This window comes from Streptomyces sp. NPDC003042, assembly GCF_053591315.1.
In genome coordinates this window covers 19,475-38,719 of record NZ_JBSFTP010000072.1, presented here as the reverse complement: position 1 = coordinate 38,719, position 19,245 = coordinate 19,475, and the positions used below count along the sequence as shown (strand labels likewise).

18 protein-coding genes and 1 pseudogene are annotated in these 19,245 nt (G+C 72.0%); 1 reads left to right on the top strand and 18 read right to left on the bottom strand.

Annotation, left to right across the window (positions count from 1 at the left end; all coding sequences use genetic code 11):
- Nucleotides 1-354, top strand: a pseudogene (locus ACWDYJ_RS28305) (2-oxoacid:ferredoxin oxidoreductase subunit beta); the annotation flags it as partial.
- A gap of 123 nt (nucleotides 355-477) precedes the next feature.
- On the opposite strand, the gene ACWDYJ_RS28300 reads toward ACWDYJ_RS28305, so the two are convergent.
- The 18 genes from ACWDYJ_RS28300 to ACWDYJ_RS28215 all read right to left on the bottom strand — a co-directional run bounded on the left by ACWDYJ_RS28300 (nucleotide 478) and on the right by ACWDYJ_RS28215 (nucleotide 19,218).
- Nucleotides 478-621: a hypothetical protein gene (locus tag ACWDYJ_RS28300; RefSeq protein ID WP_451568426.1), complete on the bottom strand. Its 144-nt coding sequence runs from the start codon at nucleotides 619-621 to the stop codon at nucleotides 478-480.
- Between the two features lie 29 nt (nucleotides 622-650).
- Entirely contained in the window at nucleotides 651-1,640 is a 990-nt protein-coding gene (locus ACWDYJ_RS28295) for an alpha/beta hydrolase (RefSeq protein WP_451568425.1), read from the bottom strand.
- A gap of 346 nt (nucleotides 1,641-1,986) precedes the next feature.
- On the bottom strand, nucleotides 1,987-2,928 hold the full coding sequence (locus ACWDYJ_RS28290) for a hypothetical protein (RefSeq protein ID WP_451568424.1): 942 nt from the start codon (nucleotides 2,926-2,928) through the stop codon (nucleotides 1,987-1,989).
- A gap of 71 nt (nucleotides 2,929-2,999) precedes the next feature.
- The gene (locus tag ACWDYJ_RS28285) at nucleotides 3,000-3,689 is read right to left on the bottom strand and encodes a DsbA family protein (RefSeq protein WP_451568423.1); all 690 of its coding nucleotides are present in this window, start codon (nucleotides 3,687-3,689) and stop codon (nucleotides 3,000-3,002) included.
- A gap of 15 nt (nucleotides 3,690-3,704) precedes the next feature.
- Entirely contained in the window at nucleotides 3,705-5,345 is a 1,641-nt protein-coding gene (locus tag ACWDYJ_RS28280) for an MFS transporter (protein WP_451568422.1), read from the bottom strand.
- Nucleotides 5,342-6,145 (bottom strand): methyltransferase domain-containing protein, encoded by an 804-nt coding sequence (locus tag ACWDYJ_RS28275; RefSeq protein WP_451568421.1) that lies wholly within the window; start codon nucleotides 6,143-6,145, stop codon nucleotides 5,342-5,344. The genes ACWDYJ_RS28280 and ACWDYJ_RS28275 overlap by 4 nt, the downstream gene beginning before the upstream one ends.
- On the bottom strand, nucleotides 6,142-6,837 hold the full coding sequence (locus tag ACWDYJ_RS28270) for an antibiotic biosynthesis monooxygenase (RefSeq protein ID WP_451568420.1): 696 nt from the start codon (nucleotides 6,835-6,837) through the stop codon (nucleotides 6,142-6,144). The genes ACWDYJ_RS28275 and ACWDYJ_RS28270 overlap by 4 nt, the downstream gene beginning before the upstream one ends.
- 45 nt (nucleotides 6,838-6,882) lie before the next feature.
- Entirely contained in the window at nucleotides 6,883-7,761 is an 879-nt protein-coding gene (locus ACWDYJ_RS28265; protein WP_451568419.1) for an SDR family oxidoreductase, read from the bottom strand.
- 59 nt (nucleotides 7,762-7,820) lie between these two features.
- On the bottom strand, nucleotides 7,821-9,386 hold the full coding sequence (locus ACWDYJ_RS28260; protein WP_451568418.1) for an acyl-CoA carboxylase subunit beta: 1,566 nt from the start codon (nucleotides 9,384-9,386) through the stop codon (nucleotides 7,821-7,823).
- Between the two features lie 33 nt (nucleotides 9,387-9,419).
- Nucleotides 9,420-10,385 carry an ACP S-malonyltransferase gene (locus tag ACWDYJ_RS28255; protein ID WP_451568417.1) on the bottom strand — a complete coding sequence of 322 codons (966 nt, stop codon included), beginning with the start codon at nucleotides 10,383-10,385 and terminating at the stop codon, nucleotides 9,420-9,422.
- Between the two features lie 40 nt (nucleotides 10,386-10,425).
- Nucleotides 10,426-11,811 (bottom strand): MFS transporter, encoded by a 1,386-nt coding sequence (locus tag ACWDYJ_RS28250; RefSeq protein WP_451568416.1) that lies wholly within the window; start codon nucleotides 11,809-11,811, stop codon nucleotides 10,426-10,428.
- Nucleotides 11,812-11,854: 43 nt separating this feature from the next.
- Nucleotides 11,855-14,143, bottom strand: coding sequence for an SDR family oxidoreductase (locus ACWDYJ_RS28245; RefSeq protein WP_451568415.1), 2,289 nt, complete (start codon nucleotides 14,141-14,143; stop codon nucleotides 11,855-11,857).
- A 2-nt stretch (nucleotides 14,144-14,145) separates the two neighbouring features.
- A complete protein-coding gene (locus ACWDYJ_RS28240; RefSeq protein WP_451568414.1) occupies nucleotides 14,146-15,093 on the bottom strand; it encodes an aromatase/cyclase in 948 nt (315 codons plus the stop codon).
- Between the two features lie 52 nt (nucleotides 15,094-15,145).
- Nucleotides 15,146-15,931: a 3-oxoacyl-ACP reductase FabG gene (gene fabG, locus ACWDYJ_RS28235; RefSeq protein ID WP_451568413.1), complete on the bottom strand. Its 786-nt coding sequence runs from the start codon at nucleotides 15,929-15,931 to the stop codon at nucleotides 15,146-15,148.
- Between the two features lie 34 nt (nucleotides 15,932-15,965).
- Nucleotides 15,966-16,235 carry an acyl carrier protein gene (locus tag ACWDYJ_RS28230; RefSeq protein WP_451568412.1) on the bottom strand — a complete coding sequence of 90 codons (270 nt, stop codon included), beginning with the start codon at nucleotides 16,233-16,235 and terminating at the stop codon, nucleotides 15,966-15,968.
- Nucleotides 16,236-16,368: 133 nt separating this feature from the next.
- Nucleotides 16,369-17,586 carry a ketosynthase chain-length factor gene (locus ACWDYJ_RS28225; RefSeq protein ID WP_451568411.1) on the bottom strand — a complete coding sequence of 406 codons (1,218 nt, stop codon included), beginning with the start codon at nucleotides 17,584-17,586 and terminating at the stop codon, nucleotides 16,369-16,371.
- Complete coding sequence (locus ACWDYJ_RS28220) at nucleotides 17,583-18,851, bottom strand: beta-ketoacyl-[acyl-carrier-protein] synthase family protein (RefSeq protein ID WP_451568410.1); 1,269 nt, start codon at nucleotides 18,849-18,851, stop codon at nucleotides 17,583-17,585. Before ACWDYJ_RS28220 ends, ACWDYJ_RS28225 begins: the two co-directional genes overlap by 4 nt.
- A 37-nt stretch (nucleotides 18,852-18,888) precedes the next feature.
- Entirely contained in the window at nucleotides 18,889-19,218 is a 330-nt protein-coding gene (locus ACWDYJ_RS28215; RefSeq protein WP_451568409.1) for a TcmI family type II polyketide cyclase, read from the bottom strand.
- Between the last annotated feature and the right edge of the window lie 27 nt (nucleotides 19,219-19,245).

Genomic DNA, 19,245 nt, shown 5'->3' with positions numbered 1-19,245 from the left:
GTCATCCGCCTCGAACACGGACAACCCATCCGCTTCGGCGCCGACCACACCAAGGGCGTCGTCCGCGACCAGCGGACCGGAGACCTCGAAGTCGTGACCGTCACCCCCGACAACGAGCACCGCATCCTCGTCCACGACGCCCACGCGGCCAGCCCCACCACCGCCTTCGCCCTCTCCCGCCTCGCCGACCCCGACACCCTCCACCACACCCCCATCGGCGTCTTCCGCAGCACCGAACGCCCCGTCTACGACACCCTCATGGCCGACCAGCTCGACACCGCCGTCGAACAACACGGCAAGGGCGATCTCAGCACCCTCCTGCACGGCACCGACACCTGGACCGTCACCCGCTGAGGAGCCCCCGATGTCCACCACCGCCATCGGCGCCCTCGCGCACGGGAGCGACCCGGCGGCCCGCCCCCCTCAGGGCGTGCCACCGGGTCGCTCCCGTTCCGCTCGTCGCCGCGCTCGCGGCGGTCAGTCGGTGCCGCGGAAGATGTGGCGTTCGGGCGCCTCGCGCTCCTCGCCGGCCAGCAGCGCGGGGCGTACCGGCCGGACCCGCCGACGGGCCGCGTTGTCCTTGCCACCCTGCTCGGTCCGGTGCCGGAGGTCGTTCCTCATGACGTTCTCCTCTGCGTTCGGTCGGATCTTCACACGTGCGTACGGGGCCGGTGCGCGGCCGGGTGCCGGGCGTGGAGCCCGTCGTCGGGCGGGCCGTCGGGCTGCGGCCGGCGCGGCCCCGGCACGGTCCGCTTCCCGGCCGGCGCGGCGTCCAGCGCCAGCAGCCGCTCCTCCAGGAACCCGAGCGCCCGTAGGTGGTACGTACGGGCGGCCCAGCCGAGGCTGATGTTGTGCCCCGCGTCCGGCAGCCGTTCGACCCGCACCGTGGGGGCCGCCAGCGGCCGGGTCAGTGCGGCGACGGCGTCCTCGTCGAAGTGCCACCACTGCTCCTGTTCGGCGAAGGTGAACCGGACCGGCACCCGTACGCGCGCGGCGATGTCCGGGTACAGCTCGGGCCATTGCGGGCCCTCCCGCGCCTCGCCGGCCGGCACCGGGGACACCAGGGCGCGGCCGAGCCGGAAGGCGTCCGGCGGATACAGCCGCAGGGCGCCCCAGTGCCGGCGCCAGTCGCCGTGGCCGTCGCGGCCCGGCAACTGGTGCGGGGCGACGGCGAGCCGGTTGCCCAGTCCCGAGATGTCCAGGCCCAGCAGCCGGTCGCCGTCCCGGGCGACGGCCGCGGCGGCCAGCGCGAGTTTGCCGCCGTTGGAGTGGGCGACGAGGAAGAAGCCCCCGCCGGTGGGACGGCAGGCGGCGAAGTCGGCGAGTGCGGCGTGCAGGGTCGCCGCCTGGTCCGCCACGCACTGCCCCTGCGGCAGGTGCGTGGCCGACAGGCCGTATCCGGGCCGGTCCACGGACAGCACGGTGTACCCGAGTGCGGCGCCCAGCTCCAGCAGCGAGAGGCCGGGGCGGGCCCGGCTGTCGAAGTAGCCGGCGCTCATCCCTCCGCCGTGCACGGCCACCACGACGGCGCGCGGCGGCAGCGAGCGCGGCTCGGCGAGCAGCGCCGAGATCGGGATGCCACCGGCGTCGAGCGTGATGGCGCGAACCTCTGGAGCGCCGGGGCGCGACGGCTCTGACATGTGATCAGTACTCCTGGCGGGGCCGCGGCCGTAGGGGCCGCGCCGGCCGTGCGGGCAGCAGGGGCCGCCGCAGCGACCAGGCGATCCGACGGCACAGCAGCGTGTGGATGGGAGTGTGCGTGCCGCCGGACATCAGATGCTGTCCGGGTCGGCCGTCGAAGCCGGCCGACGCGTGGTCCGCGTGGCGGCGATCAGCGTCATGTGGCCGCTCCGCCGGCGCGTCGGCCGGTTCGTCCGGGTCCGGGGAACAAATCCTTCTCGATGCGGATGAGTTCGGTCATGTCGTCATCTCCCTCGGTCGTCTTCTTCGAAATCCGGCCTGCCTGGCCCACCTGGCCTACCTGGCCTACTTGACCTCGAAGATCTTCCAGTGGCCGCGCTTGATGAAGATCGTTCCTTCCTTGGCGTCGACGAAGAAGTCGACGACCGCGTAGCGGCCCGGCCGCAGGGTGAGCTCCAGCAGCGAGCTCTGGCCGGAGTTCATCGGCAGACCACCGGTGCCCTGTGCGAGGTCCAGGGCGCCGGAGTGGTCCGGGAACTGGCCGTTGTCGCTGAACTCGTCGATGTAGGCCTTGAGGTCTTCCTCCGTGACGTCGTCCTCCAGGCGGAAGAAGATCGCCTCGATGTTCTGGTCCGTCGGCATGGCGTTGCGGAACAGGATCGGCCGCCCGGCCTTCACCTGGCCCTCCAGGTCCCAGTGCGGCTGACCCTCCACCATGCGGCCCGTGAGCACCGCCGAGGGGGCGGGCGCCGGAGCGGTGACAACGGGGCCGGAGACGCTCAGGACGCCGTGGCGCGGGTTCGCGTCGCGGATGCTCTGGTAGTCGAAGTACCAGTACGTGCCGGGCTCCAGGACCTTGGTGAAGGAGGCCGGCAGGTTCGGGTGGATCACCGTGCCGCCGATGATCTCGGCCCGCTCGCGCAGCTCGGCGCTGCCCTCGATGATGTCCGGACCGGTGTGGTTGATGATCTTCAGCAGCGAGGAGCGGAACTCCTCGAAGGTCACGCCCGGCTTCGGGCGGACCAGCGACACCCAGCCCGACTTCGGGTCGGTGGTGGTCACCCGGAAGGTGGTGATGCCGGGACGCGCGGTGGCCGGTACCTGAAGGCGCTCGGCCGAGGAACTGATGTCCAGCACCTGGCGCCGGGCGGCCGCCTCCTCGACGGCCGGGGTCCGCGGGACCACCTCCTGGGCGGCGGCGGGGGCGATGCCCGTGGTCGCGGCCAGCGCGAGCAGCAGGCCGAACGCCGCGACGCCCCGGGACGGGCGCGTGGACTTCGTACGCATGGGGTTCTCCAGAGGAATCGAGATCACGGGGCAGGGGGATCGGAAGCGAAGGGGAAGGGGAAGGGGGGAGTTCAGCCGCCGGCCGCGGCCGGCAGGGCCGCGAAGGCGCGGTGGAAGTGCTCGTCGGGCAGCGCGCCGGTCACCGTGGACCCGCCGTCGAAGCGGAACACCGGGACGGACCGGATGCCCAGGGCCCGCACCCGGGCCAGCTCGGCGGCCAGCGCCCCGGCCTCCACCGGATCGGGCCGTACGCCGGCCTCGGCGGCGAGCCGGCTGAGCACGGCGGGATCGCCGATGTTCAGCCCGTCCGTCAGGTAGGCCCGGAACAGGCGCTCGGCCATCGGCTCCGCCCGCCCTTGGGCCGCCGCGCCGGCCAGCAGCCGGTGCGCCTCGAAGGTGTTCACGTGCACGGCCCGCGCGAAGTCGAGCTCCAGGCCGTCCCGGGCGCCGGTGGCGGCCATCGCGGCGGTCGCCTCCCGTGCCGCCTCCGCGCTGCCGAAGAAGCGGAGGTGCACGTCCGCCAGGGGGCGGCCCTCCCGCGGGGCGTCCGGCGACACCTGGAAGGGGAGGAACACCACGTCGACCCGGCCGCCCGCCGCGCGGTGGCGGCGGGCGGCCCGCGCGAAGCGGGTGTAGCCGATGTAGGAGTGGACGCAGGTGAGATCGAGCGCGATCTCGACCCGCACGGCGGCCCCGCCGACGGCCGTGTCGGGACCCGTGTTCGGGCCCGTGTCCGGATGCCTGTCCTGGTTCGTGTCCATGGGCGTGCGGTCCCTTCAGCCGGTGACGGGCTCGACGGTCCGTACGGTCAGCCGGGCGAACCGCCAGCCCCCGGCGGTGCGCACCGCGTGGGCCTCGTAGTGGCCGATGACGTCCAGGTCGGCGGCGTGCGTGACGATCTGGTGGACCGTCACCACCGCGCGGTCGCCGTCCAGCTCGATGGCGTACTGCGCGTTGACCTCCTGCACCGCGCCCCAGGAGCCGCGTGCCCGCTCGTGGAAGGCGTCCAGACCCTCGGCGTCGCGTTCGGTGCCGTCCGGGTAGCCGATCCGGACGTCCTCGGTGAAGACGTCCTCGCTCCGCGCCCGACCGGAGCCGTCGCGGCCGATCGACTCCAGCGCCAGCAGGTGCCGGTCCATCAGCTCCCGGACGGCGCGGTGATCGGCGCCCTGCGGGTCGGCGGCGTCGTCGTCGGCGCCGTCCGCGGCGGCGGGCTGCCGGCGTCCCGCGACGCGGCGGCTGCCCAGCCAGTAGGCCACCGCGACGAGCAGCGCCGCCCCGGCGACGACCCCGAAGGTGGGCTGGATGCCCAGCGAGCCGACCACCGGCTGGGTCACGATCGGCGCCAGGAACTGCCCGAGGAACAGCGCGGTGGTCAGCAGGCCCGCGTACCGGGCCCGCACCTGCGCGGGCGCCTCGGCCAGCACCCAGTTGTTCAGGTTCGGCATCAGGAAGCCGAGACCGGTGCCCATGACCAGCAGGGCCACCACCAGCACCGCCACATTGGGGGCCAGCGCCAGGATCAGGTAGCCGATTCCGATGCAGAGGAAGGACAGCGCGGCGAGGCTGTACTCACCGGCGAGCCGCCGGAAGAACGCGAACCGCATCGCCACCATGCCGGTGGTGAAGGTCTGCACCGCCATCACCGCCCCGGAGACCACCGAGGCGGCCTTGAAGTGGTCCTCCACCAGGAAGGGGACCTGGACCGGCACGGAGTAGAAGGCGACCTGACCCAGCATCATCGCGGCCAGCGCCGCCAGGATGCCCGCCGGCACCCTCGCCTTCGGCCCCGCGCTCGCGCCCTTGCCCGAGGCGACGGACGCCGGGGCGGCCGTGCGGCCCTTCGGGAGGAAGGCCAGTGCCGGGATGATCAGCAGCGCACCGAGCAGGTAGATCAGGAACACCACCCGCCAGTCCAGGCCCGCCAGCGCGCCGCCGCCGAGCAGCAGCACCACACCGCCGAACGAGCCCGCCGCCGCCTGCCGGCCCAGCAGGCGCTGGCGGTCGGCGCCCTCGTACAGGTCCGCGATCATGGCGATGCTGCTCGTCATGATCAGCGAGACGCCGATGCCGAGCACCGCGCGTCCGACCAGCATGCTGATGAGGTCGGGGAGGTACGCGCCGGAGCTGCCGCCCACGCCGAACGCGATCATGCCGGTGACCAGCGCGCGCTTGCGGCCGAGCCGCTCCACGACATAGCCGGCGACCGGCGAGAACAGCACGATCGCCAGCGCGTGCGTGGTCGTGATCATGCGCGCGAGCAGGTCCGCGTTGGGGGTGTCCGCGAACGCCTCGCGGATGCCCGGGATCGCGGGCGCCACGGTCGCGCCCGCCATGATGGTCAGGGTGCCGGCCAGGACGAGGGTGGCCGCCTGGCCGCGCCCCGCGGGTCGGGTCGACGGGGAAGTCGTCATCATGCCTCTCCTCGGGGGGCGGTGGGGCGGCGGCCGGAGGCGGAGAAGAGCAGCGTCGTCACGTCCCGCGCCCGCGGGTCGTCGAGGTTGGCGACGAAGGCCGCCAGGTCCTCGGCGCTGACCAGGCCCCGTTCCACGAGCCCGGAACCCTGGAGCTTCATCCGCAGCCGCATCAGTTCGTTGTCGACGGCGTGCTGGCCCGGACCCAGCGGAGTCACCCGCAGGTCCACCGCTTCCAGGCCGGCCCGCGCCAGGGTCGCCGGGAGGCGCCGGCCCCAGTGCATGTCGGCCCCGGCGGCCTCCCAGCCCTTGAGGTACGCGCCGACCAGCGAGCGGCCCGCATCGGTGGCGCAGTGCTCGCTGGGCAGGAAGTAGAAGTCCTCCACCACCAGCCGGCCGCCCGGGGTCAGCCACCCGACCGCGCGGCGCAGCACCTCCTCGGGCCGCTCCAGGTGCTCGAAGAACGCCCGGGCGAAGATCAGGTCGAAGGAGCCCGGCTCGAAATCGGCCTCGGCGACATCGGCCTGCCGTACGGTCAGGTTGGCGGCGCGGCCCGCGTCGAGCTTGCTGGTGTCGGTGTCGACGGCGAGCACCGAGCCGTGGTCGGCGCGCTCGGCGAGCCAGTACGCCATGGAGCCGGCGCCGGCGCCCAGTTCGAGGATCCGCGCGTCGCGGCCGATGCCGAGGCCGTCGACGATGTCGCGGCTCTGCGGGTCGTAGATCGTCTCCCAGAGCGCGTCCAGCGCGGCCTCCACCGACCGCGAGTCCGCGGCGGTGGTGTCGTCGTCTGTGATGGCAGTCATCGGGTCGCCTCTTCCATGAAGGCTCGGGGAGCCGCGTCCACCTGGGCGGCCACGGTGCACAGCAGGTACTCGGGCGGAGCCACTTCGAGCCGGGCGAGCTCCTCCTGGCCCTGGGAGATCCGCGGGTCCGCCATCCACGCCTGGTAGGCGACCTCGTTCACCCACATCGGGTAGTTGATGAAGGTGGTGCCGTCCCGGTTGAGATAGGGGGTGGCCGAGATGAACCCGGGGAAGTCGCGCTTCCACTCGCCGCTGTCGGAGAGCAGGTCCAGCACCCGGCGGGCCGACTCGTGGCCGTCCAGGTGCCGGGTCGCGATCACCACGACACCGGGCTGCTCCGTCACCTGCGGGCCCTCGACGCCGGGGGCGGGCGTGCCCGAGAAGACCGTCGCCGCCAGCACACCGGACCGCGAGCCCAGCGTGTGCAGCACCCCGCCGGCCGGGTTCTCCTGGAACGAGGTCCGGTACGCCGCCTCGGTCGTCCACTCACCGCAGTTGACGACGGTGGTGCCGTCGGCGCTCAGGTGCACGCGCGAGGAGATGAAGCCGGGTGTGTGCCGCACCCAGCCCTCCACCTCACCGGTGAGGATCGCGGTGAGTTCGGCGGCGGTCTCGGGCGTGTCCGCCCTCAGCACACCGAAGGTGACGAAGCCGACCTCCGGCCGGGGACGGCGCGCGGGTTGGGATGACATGGGGAAACTCCGTTGGTACGTAGGCCCGTAGGCCCGTCGGGGAAATCAAGCGTCGGCGCGGAAGGCCGCGGCATGCTCCTCGGCCCAGGCGCGGAAGGTGCGGGCGGGCCGGCCGGTCACGTCCTGCACGACCGTGGACCCCAGCTCAGGTTCCTTGGTGAGCATCGAGAAGTAGTCGAGCGCGCCGTCCGCGTAGGAGGGCGGCCAGCCGGAGCCGACCATGGCGGCGCGGGCGGCCTCGTGCTCCACGTCCTGCCAGCCCAGCTCCCGCCCGACGACCTCGCCGATGATGCGGACCTGCTCCTCCTGGGACAGCTCCTCGGGCCCCGTCACCAGGTACTTCTGCCCGGCGTGCGCCGTGCCCGCCTCGGTGAGCGAGGCCACGGCGACCGCCGCCACGTCGCCCTCGTGCACCGAGGTGCGCACGGCCGCGCCGTACGGGAAGTACACCGTGTCGCCGGCCTTGATCTGCGCGGCGAAGCCGAGGGCGTTGGCCTGGAAGCCGGTCGTCCGCAGGAAGGTCCACTCCAGGGTGGTCGCCTCCAGCAGCTCCTCGATGTAGGCGTGGCAGTTGTTGTCGACGCGCTCCAGCCCGATGTGCACGCCGATGGAGGAGGCGAGCACGACCCGGCGGGCCGCGGCCTCGATCTTCCGTACGACGGCGGGCGCGCTCTCCACCGAGGTGGTGAAGAACGGCCACATCAGGAACACGCCGTCGACGCCGTCCAGCGCCGCGTCCAGGCTGTCCGGGTCGCGCAGGTCCCCCTCGTAGAGTTCGGTGCCCTGCGGCAGCCGGCCGATGTTCGGGTCGTCCTTGAGTACCAGCGCCCGGACGTTGACGCCGGCCGCCAGCAGCTGGCGGACCGCGTGCGGGCCCACGTTTCCGGTGGCCGCGGTGACCAGGACGGTGTTCTTCTCCGGCATGGAAGTCTTCCCTGTGTTCGGTGGCTCGGTGTTCGGTGGCTCGGTGTTCTGCGGCGTGGTCACTGCGGGGGGTTTCCGTGCTTGCGGGCGGGCAGGTCGGCGTGTTTGGTGCGGAGCATGTCGAGGGAGCGGATGAGCATCGAGCGGGTTTGGCGGGGGTCGATGACGTCGTCGATCAGGCCTCGTTCGGCCGCGTAATAGGGGTGCATCAGCTCGTCCTTGTACTCGGCGATGCGCTCGGCGCGGACGGTCTCGGGGTCTTCGGCGGCGTTGATCTCGCGGCGGAAGACGACGTTGGCCGCGCCTTCGGCGCCCATGACGGCGATCTCGTTGGTGGGCCAGGCCAGGGCGAGGTCGGCGCCGATGGAGCGGGAGTCCATGACGATGTAGGCGCCGCCGTAGGCCTTGCGCAGGACCAGCGAGATGCGCGGGACGGTGGCGTTGCAGTAGGCGTAGAGGAGTTTCGCGCCGCGCCGGATGATGCCGTTGTGTTCCTGGTCGACGCCGGGCAGGAAGCCGGGCACGTCGACGAGGGTGACGAGGGGGATGTTGAAGGCGTCGCAGAACTGGACGAACCTCGCGGCCTTCTCGGAGGCGTCGATGTCGAGGACGCCGGCCATGGAGGCCGGCTGGTTGGCGACGATGCCGATGACGTGGCCGTCGAGGCGGGTCAGGGCGCAGACGATGTTGGTGGCCCAGGCCGCGTGGATTTCGAAGTACTCGCCGTCGTCGACGATCTCCTCGATGACCTTGCGGATGTCGTAGGCCTGTCCGGGATCGGAGGGCACGAGGTCCAGGAGGGCGTCGGTGAGCCGGTCGGGGCTGTCGCCGGAGTGTTCGACGGGGGAGCGTTCGCGGTTGTTGGCGGGCAGCAGGGAGAGCAGGTAGCGGACGTCCTCGATGCAGTGTTCCTCGTCGTCGTAGGCGAAGTGGGACACGCCGGAGACGGAGGAGTGGACGTCCGCGCCGCCGAGGCCGTTCTGGGTGATCTCCTCGCCGGTGACGGCCTTGACGACATCGGGGCCGGTGATGAACATCTGCGAGGTCTCGCGGACCATGAACACGAAGTCGGTGAGCGCCGGGGAGTAGGCGGCGCCGCCGGCGCAGGGGCCGAGCATCACCGAGATCTGCGGGATCACACCGGAGGCTCTCGTGTTGCGCTGGAAGATGCCGCCGTATCCGGCGAGCGCGGAGACGCCTTCCTGGATGCGGGCGCCGGCACCGTCGTTGAGCGAGACCAGCGGAGCGCCGGCGGCTTCGGCCAGGTCCATGATCTTGTGGATCTTCTGGGCGTGGGCCTCGCCGAGCGCGCCGCCGAAGACGCGGAAGTCGTGGGCGTAGACGAAGACGGTGCGCCCGCCGACCGTGCCCCAGCCGGTGACGACTCCGTCGCCGTGCGGCTTCTTCGCCTCCAGTCCGAACCCGCTCGCCCGGTGCCTGCGCAGCGGCTCCACCTCGTTGAACGATCCCTTGTCCAACAGCAGAGCGATCCGCTCGTGCGCGGTCAGCTTGCCCTTGGCGTGCTGACGCTCGGTGGCGGCCGGATCCGTGCCGCGCCGGGCCGCGTCCTTGATCTCGGTGAGCTCGGCGATCCGGCTCACGATCGTGCCGTCTGCTTCGGGCATCGTTTCCTCAACTCTCATACGTCGATCGAGTGGTCAGGCAGCCGAAACCGCGCGCGCCGCGGCGAAGGCGCTCACGGTCAGGCCGAGTTGGCGGGTGGTGCCGGTGGCCAGCGCCCGGGTGCGGGGCGCGATGCGGCGGCCCAGAGCGGTCAGTACCAGTCCGGGCCCCACCTCCACGAAGCGGGTGGTGCCGCGGCCGGCGAGGAGCCGTACCGTCTCCGTCCACCGCACCTCGCTGGTGAGCTGCGCGCGCAGCGCCACGACCGCCTCGGTGGCGGTGGTCACCTCGGTGCCGGTCACGCTGGAGACCAGCGGGATCCGCGGGTCGCGGAAGTCGGTGGCGACGAGCGCCCCGGTGAACTCGGCCTCGACGCCGTGCAGCAGGCTGGTGTGGAACGGTCCGCCGGTCTCGATCACCTGGACCCGTACGGCGCCCGCCGCCCGGGCCAGGCTGATCAGCCGGTCCACCGCCGCGGCCTCTCCGGACACCGCGGTCTGCCCCGGCTCGTTGTCGCCGCTGATCTCGACCACCCGGCCGGTGGCGCGGGCGGCCTCGGCGCACAGCCACCGCACCTCGGCGCGGCTCAGCCCGATGACGGCGGCCGTGGCGCTGGGCACCCGGTCGTTGGTGGTGGCCACCAGTTCGCCGCGCAGCCGCACCAGCTCCAGCGCGTCGGTCCAGTGCAGTACGCCCGCGGCCGTCAGGGCGGTGTACTCGCCCAGGCTGTGGCCCGCGACAGCGTCCGCCTCCATGCCCAGGTCGCGCAGGATCTCGAGGGTGACCAGGCTGGTCAGGAACACGGCCGGCTGGGCGACCGCCGGGTCGGCCAGCTCGGCGGCGGACCCGTACAGGCACAGCCGCGACAGGGGGATGCCGAGGACGTCGTCGGCGTCCCGGAAGTAGCGCTCGGCGATCCGCGGGCGCAGCGCGCACACGTCCCTGCCCATGCCCACGCGCTGTGAGCCCTGGCCCGGGAAAACGAAGGCGGTGCCTGTCATGTGGTCGTGCCCTTCTGGGGTCGTGGGAGGCAAGCGGGGATCAGCGAGCGGTGGCGGGCTGCGCCCGCCGCGGCCTCAGACCGCGCAGCGCGAGGAGGAAGCCGCCCAGACCGACGGCCGTGACCAGCAGCAGGGCCTGGGCGTATCCGGCCGGGTAGAGCGCGGCCACCGCCGCCGTCACCACGGCCGCGCCCAGCTGCACGGCGGTCTGGTAGAGCCCGCCGGCCGCCGCCTGCCGGTCGGCCGGCACCGCCGCGGTGGCCTGGAGGTGGAAGGCGGTGAAGGCGAGCACGAAGGCCGCCCCGACCAGCAGCATGGTCGGCAGGACATCGGTCGCGTACGAGACGTCCGCGCGCCCGTCGCGCGGATACAGGGCGTACCCGAGCGGCGCCGCCGCGGCGCCCGCCGCGATCAGCCGGGCCGGCCCGAACCGGGCGGCGATCCGGCCCGAGTACAGCGCGGTCAGCGCGAGCGGCGCGCTGGCCGGCAGGAAGGCCAGCCCCGCCTCCAGCGGACTCCAGCCGGCCCGCTGCTGGAGGTGCAGGGTGCTCACCAGAAGCAGCCCCAGGTACGAGCCGTTGAGCGCCCCGGCGCCGAGCGCGGAGCGCACCAGCGGCTCCCGGGCGAGCAGTTCGAGGCGTACCAGGGGGTGGCGTACGGTCAGCTCGACCCGTACGAACACCACCGCGAGCAGCACCGCCAGGGCGAAGGCGCCGACCGTACGCGGGCCGTACCAGCCCGCGCCGGGCACCGAGGTGACCGCGTACAGCAGGGCCAGCACCGCACCCGTCAGAGTCAGCGCGCCCAGCGCGCCGTACCCGCCCGCCGGGCGTTCGCCGGGCTCGTCGCGCGGGATCAGCTTCAGCCCGGCGGCGAAGAGCAGCAGCGCGACCGGCGCCGGGAACGCGAACGCCCAGCGCCAGCTCACCTCGCTGAGCGCCCCGGACAGCAGCAGCCCGGCCGAGAAGCCGCCCGCGCCGAAGAGCGAGTAGACGGCCACCGCCCGGCCGCGGGCTGGACCCTCGGGGAAGACGGCGGCGATGATGGCCAGTCCGGTCGGCGCGGTCAGCGCCGCGCAGAACCCCTTCACGAAGCGGCTCGCGACCAGCAGGTACGCGCTGTCCGCCAGCGCCCCGACGAGCGAGGCGACGGCGAACACGGCGAGCGCGGCGAGATAGACCCGGCGGCGGCCGAGCAGGGCGACCAGCCGGCCGCCGAAGAGGAGCAGCCCGCCGAACCCCGCCGCGAATCCGCTGACCACCCAGCTCAGCCCAGGTGCGCCCAGTCCTAGTTCGGCGCCGATCGACGGCAGGGCCACGAGCGCGACGGACACCTCCAGCGCATCGATGAGCATGTTGCCCGCGAGGACGAACAGCAGGCCCCACAGGGCGGTGGCCCTGGTGGTCGAGGTCACGGAAAGTGCCATGGTCGTGGTCCTGTCGGTCAGGTCGAGTGGGCCGGTCGGCGGATCAGCCGAGCAGGGTCCCGCCGGTGGCGTCGACGAAGGAGCCGGTGATCCAGCGGGCCTCGTCGGTGGCCAGGAAGGCCACCACGTCGGCGACGTCACCCGGCTCGCCGACCCGGTTGAAGGCGGACAGGCCGCCCATGGCCTCGACGGCCTCGGGGATGTCGAACACCGGGTTGTCGTTGCGGGTGATGCCCGGCGCCACGCTGTTGATGGTGATGTTGCGCGGGCCGAGCAGCTTCGCGAAGTGCAGCGCGAGCTGCTCGACGGCGCCCTTGGTCATCGCGTAGGCGATCTCGTCCGGGTTCGCGAAGTGGGTGAGCCCGGAGGAGATGTTGATGATGCGTCCGCCGTCGGGCATGGTCTTCAGCGCCCGCTGGATGAGGAAGAACGGCGCCTTCGCGTTGACCGAGAAGAGCCGGTCGAAGACCTCGGGCGTGGTGTCCTCGGCCTTGACGCCGCCCATCACACCGGCGTTGTTGACCAGGATGTCCAGGTCGGTGCTGCCGGTGCGCTCCCGCAGTCCCTTCTCCAGGCCCAGGAACAGCTCGTGGACGTCACCGGGCACACCCAGTTCGGCCTTGACGGTGAACGCGCGGCCGCCGTCCTTCTCGATGGAGGAGACGACCTCCGCGGCCGCCGACTCGTTGGACGTGTAGTGGACCGCGACCAGCGCGCCTTCCGCGGCCAGCCGGACGGCCGTCGCGCGCCCCATGCCGCGGCTGGAACCAGTGACCAGGGCGGTCTTGCCGTTGAGCCTGCCTGCCATGCCTGTTCTCCTTCTCTTGGCCGTCACTGCGGCTGATGTCTTCGGTTCGCCGAACCAGCGGGTCAGGGCGGTGGTGAGGGTGTCGCCCGCGCCGCTGGAACCGCTGTCGCTGTCGCCGACCCATACGACGTGTCCGTCGGGCCGCACGAGCAGGGCGCCGGTGCCCGGGTCCCGGCCGGCCGCGGAGGTCGCGACGACCGTCTGTACGAGCGGCTCCCAGGGCCTGGCCGCGGCGGCGAGGGCGTCCTGTCCGGCGCCGCCGGTCAGCAGCAGTACGCCCCGCCCCGCGCGCAGCAGGGAGGTGCTGGTGGCCGGCCCGTCGCCGGTGGTGACCTGCCAGTGCGGCAGCCGGCGGCCGAGCAGCGGATGGGCGCCCGGCCCGACGTCGTAGCGGATGTCGAGGCCCGCGACCATGCCGGCCAGGTGGGCCCGTACGTTCTCCTCGCCCACGAGCTCCGCCATGACCTGCCGGGCCGCGTCCACGTCGTCGGCGCCCAGCAGCAGCAGGGCCTGCGCCCGGATGTTGCTCAGCACCCGCGCGCCGACCGCGTGGCGCTCGTCGTGGTAGCTGTCGAGCAGCCCCTCGGGCCCGCGTTCCTGGACCTGGGCGGCCAGTTTCCAGCCGAGGTTGACGGCGTCCTGGAGCCCGAGGTTGAGGGCCTGGCCGCCGATCGGCATCTGCTGGTGGGCGGCGTCCCCGGCCAGGAAGAGCCGGAAGTCGCGGTAGGCGGTGGCCTGCCGGGAGGCGTCACCGAAGGAGTTCACCCACAGCGGCGTGCCGCCGCCGATGTCCTCCCCGGTGACGCGCTTCCAGGCGTCGGCGAGGTCGGCGAAGGACGGTGCGGCGCCCCGCGGCACCGCGCCGAACTCGTGCACCATCACCCGGGTCACTCCGTCGGGACGCCGGGCGGCGATGGCCAGTCCGCCCTCCAGCCGCTCGAAGCGGCGGTTCGGTATGTCGATGCCGGCCACGTCGGCGCGCAGCAGTTCGCGGCCCGCGTCCACGCCGGGGAAGGCGAAGCCGCCCAGCCTGCGCACCGCGCTGTTCTCACCGTCGCAGCCGACGAGGCACTTGGCCCGGAAGGACGCCGTCGTCCCGTCCGGGCGCAGCGTCCGCGCCTCGACGTGGTCCCCGGTCACGGTCAGGCCGGTCAGCTCGTGGCCGCGCCGGACGTCCGCGCCGAGGTCGTTCGCCCACTGCCCCAGCAGCTCCTCCATGCGGGTCTGCGGGACCTTCCACTGGCCCGGGTACGGGCCGGGAAGCGTGAGGTTCAGGGGGATCCCCCCGAAGTGCCCCATGACGTCCTGGGGCACCTCGCCGAGCCGCGCGAGCAGGCCGCGGCTGTCGAGGATCTCCATGGTGCGGGCGTGCAGGGTCGACGCCCGCGACTGCGTGGTCGGCGCGGTCAGCTTCTCGAGGACCACCACGTCCGCACCGGCGAGGCGCAGCTCGCCCGCGAGCATCAGCCCGACCGGTCCGGCGCCGACCACGATCACCTGGGTGTGCGTGAAGTCCCCGGTCACGGTCAGACCGCCTTGGCTTCCGCGTACGCCTTGGCGTGGCCGAGCGTGGCGCGGCTGTTGGTGCTGAGCGCGGTGCGCACGTACTCCTTGGCGTCGGCGACGGTCGCCTGTGCCCCCAGGATCCGGGCGATGTTCTCGGTGTTGATGGTGACCGTGTGCTGGGAGGACGCGGCGACGCCGTCGGCGTTGTCCGCGAAGGTCCAGTAGCCGGTGTGCAGGGTCATCAGCGCCGGCAGGGTGACCTGCTTGTAGGCGATCTTGTGGTGCGGGAAGGTCACCCGGTACGACTTGGTGGTGTGCACCGAGCCGTCCTTGGCGCGCGTGTCCATCTCCAGGGTCTGCAGGCCGGGGACGTCCTCGTCCAGGCGGACCTTGGCCACGTGCGGCAGCCGCTCCTCCCACAGACCGGCCTCGTTGATGAAGTCGTACACGTCCTTGGCGGAGCCGTCGATCTGGACCGTGTCCTCGAAGGAGAAGGTCAGGTCCTCGGCGGTGTACGCCAGTTCGATGTTCTGCTTCAGGGCGGCCAGCTCCGAGCGGGAGTTGCGGTCGACGGCCTCGTCGATCCACTCCAGGCTCTTCGGGTCGTCGTCGACGGCCCGGTAGTCGTGCAGCAGCCGGACGCGGGAGACCTCCGGGTTGACGGCCTCGATGATCCAGGTGCCGCCCATGGAGGCGATCGGGGGCGCGGAGACCTCCTGGCGGAAGGTGATCCGCAGGTTCTCGGGGTCGAGGGTGCGCCGCGAGGTCCAGCTCTTGGGCTCACCGTTGGCGGTGGCCCAGATCCGGATGCGCTCGGTGCCCTCGCCCCGCTCGACGTGGTCGACGTAGACGGTCGGCGGGAAGATCTGCGGCCAGTTCTGCACCTCGGCGATCAGCCGGTAGACGGCGGCGGGCGGCGCCGAGATCTTGATCTCGTGCTCCACCTCGCGCAGGCCGGGCTGCGACATGGTCATGCTCCTTGGAATTCGGGTTCGATGCGTCGGCGGGCGGCGGGCCGGCTCAGAAGTTGCCGAGGCCGCCGCAGACGTTGAGGGCCTGCGAGGTGATGGAGGCGGCCGTGTCCGAGGCCAGGTAGCCGACCAGGCCGGCCACCTCCTGCGGGGTGGAGTAGCGGCCGAGCGGGATCTTCGACTGGAACTTCTCCAGGATGGTGTCCTCGGAGGCGTTGTACGCGGCCGCGTAGCCCTGCCGGACGCGCTGCGCCATCGGGGTCTCGACGTATCCGGGGCAGACCGCGTTCACGGTGATGCCGGTCGGCGCCAGCTCGTTGCCGAGCGCCTTGGTGAAGCCGACCACGCCGTGCTTCGAGGCGGAGTACGGGGCGCCGAGGACGACGCCCTGCTTGCCCGCCGTCGAGGCGATGTTGATGATGCGGCCGCGGTCCTTGTGGCGCATGCCGCCGGTGTTGAGCACCGCGTGCGTCAGCCGGAAGACACTGTTCAGGTTCGTGTCGATGACGTCGTGCCACAGGCTCTCGTCGAGGTCGGCCGTGACTCCGCCGCCGCTGCGCCCGGCGTTGTTGACCAGCACGTCCACCGGGCCGAAGCGGTCGACCGCGGCCTGGACGAAGGCGATGGCGTCGTCGGTGGAACGGACGTCGAGGGTGGTGCCGTCGACCTCCAGGCCCTCGGCCTGGAGCTGCTTGACGGTTTCGGCGACGTTGTCGGCGTTGCGCGCGCCGATGAACACGCGGTGGTTCTGGCCGGCCAGGAGGCGGGCCGCGGCGAGCCCGATTCCACTCGTGCCACCTGTGACGAGGGCGACCCGCTTGTCCTGCTGCGACATGTCTCAGTACTCCAAGATCGGGAAAGAAGGAAGGTCAGGCGCTGACGAGGGCGGTGAGGTAGATGTTGATGGCCGCGACCAGCGCCCGCGGGGTGCGGTGCTCCGAGAAGACGTCGTCGTCCAGCGATATGCCGTACTCGCGTTCGATGCGGCCGCCGGTCTCCAGCAGCGCCAGCGATTCGTAGCCGAGCTCCTCCAGGTCGGTGTCGAGGATGTCGCCGTCCAGGTCGACGCCCTCGCCGGCGCCCGCGCCCTCGAGGAGGATGCGCTTGAGGTCGGTGATGGTGAACTCCTGCTTGGACATGTGGTCCCTTGCCTCTCTTCGTCGTGTCATTGCTCTGTTGCTCTGTTGCTCTGTTGCTTCGTTGTGTCGTCGTGCCGGAGCCCGCCGCCGACGGGGGGAGTGGCCGGACGGCGGGCGCGGTCTCGTGCGGCGGTCAGTGCGGGGCGCGCACCAGGACCGCCGAGTTGAAGCCGCCGACGCCGCGCGCCAGTACCAGGGCGCTGCGCAGCGAAGCGGTGCGCGGCTGCCCGACCACCAGGTCCAGGGCGTACTCGGGGGAGAGCTCCACGTTGGTGGTGGGCGGGATCAGGCCCTCGCGCATCGCGAGGACCGCCGACACCACGTCCACCGGGGCGGAACCGGAGTACAGGCGGCCGGTCATCGTCTTCGGCGCCGTCACCGGAACCCCGTTCGGCCCGAAGACCGCGATGAGCGCGTCGGCCTCCTCGCGGTCCAGCCGCGGCGTGCCGGCCGCGTCCGCGAAGACCACGTCGACGTCACCGGGCTCGGCGCCCGCGTCGGCCAGCGCCACCTCGATGGCCCGGCGCAGGCCCGGCTCTCGGCCGCTGCCCGGCTTCGGGTCGAGGGTGGCGCCGTACCCGGAGATCTCGCCGTAGATCTTCTGCGCGCCACGGGCGCGCGCCGTCTCCTCGTCCTCCAGGATCAGCAGCGCACCGCCCTCGCCCGGGACGTAGCCCGAGGCCTCCCGGTCGAAGGGCAGGTAGGCGCGCTCCGGCTCCTCGCTGGTGGACAGCCGGCCGCCGGCGATCTGCGCGACCCAGCCCCACGGGCAGATCGACGCGTCGAAACCGCCCGAGAAGATCAGCTTGCTGCCCTTGCGGATCTGCCGACGCGCCTGCGCGATCGCGTCGAGACCGCCCGCGTGGTCGCTGACGACCACACCGGAGGGGCCGCGCATCCCGTTGCGGATGGAGATCTGGCCGCTGTTGACGGCGTAGAACCAGGCGAAGGACTGGTACGCCGAGACGTACTGGCTGCCCTGGCTCCACAGGTTCTTCAGTTCGTTCTGGCCGAACTCGAAGCCGCCGGAGGTCGAGGCGGTGACGACGCCCATGTCGTACTCGGGGATGTCACCCGGCTTGACCCCGGCGTCCTCGAAGGCGCAGTCCGCGGCGACCAGCGCGAAGCGGGTCATCCGGTCGGTCTGCGGGATCAGCCGGCTCGGCAGGTGCTCCTCGACCGCGAAACCGCGGATCTCGCCGGCCAGCTTCGAGGGGTACGAGGACGGGTCGAAGCGGGTGACCCGGCCGATGGCGTTCTTGCCGACGCGGGTCGCGGCCCAGAAGTCCTCGACGCCCAGCCCGTTGGGGGTGGCCACGCCGATGCCGGTGATCACTGCCTTGGCGCTCATGACGCGCTCCTCTCAGGACGGGCCAGCACCATCGCGCTCTGGAACCCGCCGAATCCGCTGCCGACCGTCAACACCGCGTCCGTACGGTGGTCGCGTGCGACCAGCGGGACGTAGTCGAGGTCGCACTCCGGGTCCGGGGTGTGCAGGTTCGCGGTGGGCGGCACCACGTTGTGCTCCATCGCCAGCACGGACGCGGCGATCTCGATGGAACCGATCGCACCCAGCGAGTGCCCCACCATCGACTTGATGGAGCTGACCGGGGTGCGGTAGGCGTGGTCGCCGAGGCTCAGCTTGAACGCGGCCGTCTCGTGCCGGTCGTTCTGCTTGGTGCCCGAGCCGTGGGCGTTGATGTAGTCGATCGCCTCGGGGTTCATCCGCGCCTCGTCCAGGGCCACCCTGATGGCCTCGGCCATCTCGCGGCCGTCGGGGCGCAGGCCCGTCATGTGGAAGGCGTTGCAGCGGGAGGCGTAGCCGGCGATCTCCGCGTAGATGTGCGCGCCGCGCTTCCTCGCGCTCTCCAGCTCCTCCAGCACGAACACCGCGGAGCCCTCGCCCAGCACGAAGCCGTTGCGGGTGCTGTCGAACGGCCGCGAAGCGTGCTCCGGGTCGTCGTTGCGCGGCGTCGTCGCCTTGATCGCGTCGAAGCACGCCATCGTGATCGGGGAGATCGGCGCGTCCGTCGCACCGGCGATCATCACGTCGGCGGTGCCCTCGCGGATCAGCTCGACGGCGTGGCCGACCGAGTCCAGGCCCGAGGTGCAGCCGGTGGAGACCACCGTGGCCGGACCCTCGGCGCCCACCGCCCAGGCCACCTCCGCCGAGAACGAGCTCGGCACGAAGTGGTTGTACAGGTGCGCCGGAGCGTACGTGTGGTCGATCAGGTCCAACCGGCCGTCGTCGCTGACCACCCGGTACTCGTTGTCGAGCCCGGTGGTCGCGCCGACCGCGCTGCCGATGGTGACACCGGTGCGGTGCGGGTCGAAGCCCGCCAGGTCCAGGCCGCTGTCCGCGAGCGCCTCGCGGGCGGTGACCACACCGAACTGCGCGGCGCGGTCCATCCGGCGGATCTCCTGGGGCGTCAGCCCGTACTGCTCCGGGTCGAAGTCCGCCTCGGCGGCGATCTGGGAGCGGAAGGAGGAGGGGTCGAAGAAGGTGATGCCCCGGGTCGCTGTGCGGCCTTCGCTCAGCAGACTCCAGAAATTCTTGGCACCAATGCCTCCGGGTGCCAGCACACCGACACCGGTGATCACTACACGGCGGCCCACGAGCAGTGGCCTCCCATCATGTCGTCGTGACGCGGCTTCACTGCGAAGCCGTCCAGTCGTAGAAGCGCGTGGCCATTGCGTCGGCCGGGGAACGCCAGGTCTGCGGGTCGTACGCCTCGATGAACGGCTTGAGGTCCTGGCTGATCTGCACGAAGCGGGGATCCGTCTTCGCGCCCTCGATCAGCTCACCGCCGTTGTCGGTGTCGAAGTCCTGCAGGTGGAAGTACAGGCCGTTGTACGAGAACAGCTGGCGGCGCCGGGTCCCCATACGGTGCGGCATCTCGGTCTGGTCGAACTCGCCGAAGAGCTTGGCGACATCGACGCTGGACGCCACGTCCATCCGGGCCACGATCAGGGTGCTGTGCATGTCTTCTCTCTTCCGTTCTCTTCCGTG

Coding starts and splice junctions, on each gene's coding strand:
- ACWDYJ_RS28300 (WP_451568426.1), bottom strand. CDS start 621: ATGAGGAACGACCTCCGGCACCGGACCGAGCAGGGTGGCAAGGACAAC.
- ACWDYJ_RS28285 (WP_451568423.1), bottom strand. CDS start 3,689: ATGGACACGAACCAGGACAGGCATCCGGACACGGGCCCGAACACGGGT.
- ACWDYJ_RS28260 (WP_451568418.1), bottom strand. CDS start 9,386: ATGCCCGAAGCAGACGGCACGATCGTGAGCCGGATCGCCGAGCTCACC.
- ACWDYJ_RS28290 (WP_451568424.1), bottom strand. CDS start 2,928: ATGCGTACGAAGTCCACGCGCCCGTCCCGGGGCGTCGCGGCGTTCGGC.
- ACWDYJ_RS28225 (WP_451568411.1), bottom strand. CDS start 17,586: ATGAGCGCCAAGGCAGTGATCACCGGCATCGGCGTGGCCACCCCCAAC.
- ACWDYJ_RS28280 (WP_451568422.1), bottom strand. CDS start 5,345: ATGATGACGACTTCCCCGTCGACCCGACCCGCGGGGCGCGGCCAGGCG.
- ACWDYJ_RS28295 (WP_451568425.1), bottom strand. CDS start 1,640: ATGTCAGAGCCGTCGCGCCCCGGCGCTCCAGAGGTTCGCGCCATCACG.
- ACWDYJ_RS28230 (WP_451568412.1), bottom strand. CDS start 16,235: ATGTCCAAGCAGGAGTTCACCATCACCGACCTCAAGCGCATCCTCCTC.
- ACWDYJ_RS28215 (WP_451568409.1), bottom strand. CDS start 19,218: ATGCACAGCACCCTGATCGTGGCCCGGATGGACGTGGCGTCCAGCGTC.
- ACWDYJ_RS28275 (WP_451568421.1), bottom strand. CDS start 6,145: ATGACTGCCATCACAGACGACGACACCACCGCCGCGGACTCGCGGTCG.
- fabG (WP_451568413.1), bottom strand. CDS start 15,931: ATGTCGCAGCAGGACAAGCGGGTCGCCCTCGTCACAGGTGGCACGAGT.
- ACWDYJ_RS28250 (WP_451568416.1), bottom strand. CDS start 11,811: ATGGCACTTTCCGTGACCTCGACCACCAGGGCCACCGCCCTGTGGGGC.
- ACWDYJ_RS28270 (WP_451568420.1), bottom strand. CDS start 6,837: ATGTCATCCCAACCCGCGCGCCGTCCCCGGCCGGAGGTCGGCTTCGTC.
- ACWDYJ_RS28265 (WP_451568419.1), bottom strand. CDS start 7,761: ATGCCGGAGAAGAACACCGTCCTGGTCACCGCGGCCACCGGAAACGTG.
- ACWDYJ_RS28255 (WP_451568417.1), bottom strand. CDS start 10,385: ATGACAGGCACCGCCTTCGTTTTCCCGGGCCAGGGCTCACAGCGCGTG.
- ACWDYJ_RS28240 (WP_451568414.1), bottom strand. CDS start 15,093: ATGTCGCAGCCCGGCCTGCGCGAGGTGGAGCACGAGATCAAGATCTCG.